The following is a 3,417-nucleotide window of genomic DNA, read 5'->3' as shown; positions in this document are numbered from 1 at the left end:
GAAGTTACATCAGCAAATATTTGGAATTGGTTTACTCACTGCTGTTATTGTACCTCACCTTTGTAAGAAATGCTATAATACATTCATTAATCAAGTGTAAATTTAAAATAATAAATTATAATTCTGTTGAATAACCAAAAACAGTGACATTCGGCAAATTCAATAAATTATCGAGATTAAAATCCATATCTAGTCAGATGGGTATAATGTAGCGATCGGTACATTATACCCCAAGTTGTCGGAAGAGCTGCCTGTAAAAGGCAGGCAAAATGCCCGCTAGACAAGAGTTATTGGAGATGTCTATTGAACTTTTTGTAGAAGCTTCCGCACATCAGCTTCTTCCTCTGTACTATTAGTTACCCGAAAAACCCTAACTGCCTGCTGATAAACTTCAATCGCCTTATCGTTTTGAGACATGGAGAGATAAGTATGACCAAGATTTTTTAATACCCAACCCTCTCGAACAAGCGTTCCTTCTAATTGAGAAATAGTAATCGCATTTTGGTAAGCTTCTACGGCTTTGTCGTACTGATTAAGGTTATTATAGGTTGTACCGATGTTGTTCAACACCCAGATTTCCTTAGCCCGATTTCCCATCTCTCCGAACAACCTGAGTCCTAGATAATAAAACTCAATGGCTCTGAGATATTGGTTTAGGGCATGATGAATGGCACCAATATTGGTGAGTGCAGTAGCTTCCAAATTGCGATCGCCTGTCAATTGGGCATTTGCTAAGTGGGTCTGCCATATTTGTAATTCGGCTTGGTAATCATTACTTTGGCTCATAAGGATCTCCTCAAGGTCATCTGATAAGGAATTTATCGGTATCTTTTCAACAGGTGCATAGATAACCTCTCAAGCAAAAGGTTTCCCAATGTATCTCTGCCTCTTGTATTCGGTTATAAGGCATGGTGTCCTTGAAAACATAATGTCCATCTGTTTGAGAAGCTATTAAACGAGGACAGACTCTAACCTCGACCATTTCCCTTCTCGGTGCAAGAAGTGTAACACTCCTCTCACAGTTCACAATTCTCACCTGAGATTTTGTTGATCCAATATAAATCTCTACCAAATCAGGTAATTGATCTCCAAATTTCCACTCTACTTTAACTTGAGAGTAGGCTTCTTCACCAAAACTTTCCTGTATGATCTCGTAGCTTTGGATATACACCACAAGTTTCACCTTCCTCGCTAATAATATCATCGGATGTCAACATCATTAAATAAATTCCCCTCTAAGTCAATTCATAATATTCATTAATTGACTTCCTAAAAGTCATAACCTTGAGTTCATAAAAGTCATATTTGTGGTACGATCGACACCAACGAGTGCAGCGAGTTAAGGGGATGGAACAATTTAGGTGTCTGAATCCAGGGGATATTCTGCGCGATCGCTACCAAATTATCGGTCAATTAGGTGAGGGAGGATTTGCCAGAACCTATACCGCTAACGACGCTTTGGGCAGCCCTGGAAATCCCCTGTGCGTCGTCAAGGAAATTGGGCCTCCTCAATCGAACGATCCCGATGTTTGGCACAGGGCACAGGTGCAATTTGAAACAGAAGCTGAATCCCTGATATCTCTGGAGCAGTGCTCGCGCATTCCCAGGTTAATCGAGCACTTTCAAGAACAGGGAAGATTTTACTTAATTCAAGAATATATTGCAGGAAATCCGCTGAACAAGGAGATCGGTTCAGGCAGGCAGTTTAGGGAATCAGAAGTTATTGATTTATTGCAGGACATTTTAGAAGTTTTAGATTGCGTCCACAAAAAACATATTATTCACCGCGATATTAAACCGTCAAACTTAATCCGGTGCAACCGATCCGGCAAAATTGCCGTGATAGACTTTGGGGCAGTCAAAGGTATTAGCAATTTGGCGATTCAGGGCGGTCAAATAACTCAAACTCGTGTCATCGGTACAGACGGTTATATGCCGGCCGAACAGTGGACAAATCAGCCAAGATTTAACAGCGATATCTATGCTGTGGGAATCATCGGTATTCAAGCGATCGCAGGTTTAGATATTCAAGACTTTTTTAATGATAAAAAGACTTGCGAACTCATCTGGCACTACTCAACCCACGATCGCCCGATGGTACAAATTAGCGACCAACTGGAAACAGTTTTAAATAAGATGGTGCGCTACCACTTTAACGATCGCTATCACTCCGCTGCTGAGGTGTTGGAGGATTTGCGTGAAGCGAAGCTATCCCGTAGGGAATCGCTGCGGGTTGAGATCGCCAGTGACAGCACGACACCTTTCCCCTCAAACCCTCGTTTAGTCCTCCCAGATAATTTAAGTGCCGGAGAAAAAATTCTATTTACAAGTTCTCGTCCTCGGTTAAAGCAAAGAGGAGTTAAAGAATTTGCAGCTTTCAATTCAGAACAAGCTTTTAATTTATTCAAAGAATCGTGGCAGAAAGAAGTCAACAAAGATCCAGAAACTTTAATTTACACGAACAATGCTTTTCTGGAGGTCAGCAACACTCCTTATTACACAATTGCTGTAGTCCTTTCCGTTTGTCAGAGAAATTCCGACAGTTTTTCTCAGCTTGGCGCTCAGACGAAAGAATATCTGCGCGGAGTGGCTCAAGCGCAAACAGAAGTTAATTTAGGACTATCTAATTCTAGCGATCGGGACTTTCCCGGTCAAGGTTTTTTACCGAGTAAAGCCATTAACGGCAAAGGACTTAAAGTAATTATTGCTGACGATGCGATCGATGAAGAGGAGGCAAAACAAAGAGCAATTTCACTGGTAAATCGACCGGATATTTTAGCAGTTATCGGTCACGCTAGCAGCGAGATGACGATGCACGCTGTAGATATTTACAATAACAATAATCTGGTTTTAATGTCTCCGGGTGCAGCCACGGAAGAGCTGACGCATGAACCTAGGAAATTTTTCTTTCGCACTCAATATACGAGCAGTTTAATCGCTAGAGATTTAGCGGACTACCTCCTCGCAAAAAATCAAAAACAAGCAACAATTTTATACAATCCGGGAAGCCCATTCGGTGCATCTTTTGTGGAAGATTACACAAACTATTTTCGAGATGTGGGAGGAGAAATAGTCGGGATTCGCGAATTCGATTTATTTAAACAAGACTTCAACGCCGAAAGAGCGATCGAGGAAATCCAGGCAAAAGGAGAAACTGCGATCGTGCTAGTTCCAGACCCCCATCATACGAGATCCCTAGACCGCGCATTTGAGATAATAAAACTTAACGGAGTTCGCAATTGGATTGTCGGCGCATGGATGCTGATGTGTCCGCAAATGTTAAAACTGGCATCCCAGCAACCGCAAAAGTTGTTTAAAAAACTAATCTTTTCTGTTGGCTGGCTTAGCGGGTGACAACGTACCTATAATGCTTGCTGCATAAAGGATAGAGCCAAGAAGCCGCGCTGAAAATAGAGA

Annotated in this window: 2 protein-coding genes; one reads left to right on the top strand and one right to left on the bottom strand. The window is 41.7% G+C overall.

The window, feature by feature from the left end; all coding sequences use genetic code 11:
• Window positions 1-300: 300 nt before the first annotated feature.
• Window positions 301-786 (bottom strand): tetratricopeptide repeat protein, encoded by a 486-nt coding sequence (locus QUA40_RS28070; RefSeq protein WP_333131898.1) that lies wholly within the window; start codon window positions 784-786, stop codon window positions 301-303.
• A 519-nt stretch (window positions 787-1,305) separates the two neighbouring features.
• On the opposite strand from QUA40_RS28070, the gene QUA40_RS28065 reads away from it, so the two are divergent.
• Window positions 1,306-3,354: a bifunctional serine/threonine-protein kinase/ABC transporter substrate-binding protein gene (locus QUA40_RS28065; protein WP_333131896.1), complete on the top strand. Its 2,049-nt coding sequence runs from the start codon at window positions 1,306-1,308 to the stop codon at window positions 3,352-3,354.
• Window positions 3,355-3,417: the final 63 nt, after the last annotated feature.

The sequence above is a fragment of the Microcoleus sp. Pol11C3 genome (assembly GCF_036701485.1).
Lineage (GTDB): Bacteria > Cyanobacteriota > Cyanobacteriia > Cyanobacteriales > Microcoleaceae > Microcoleus.
This window is presented reverse-complemented; position numbering and strand designations above follow the sequence as displayed.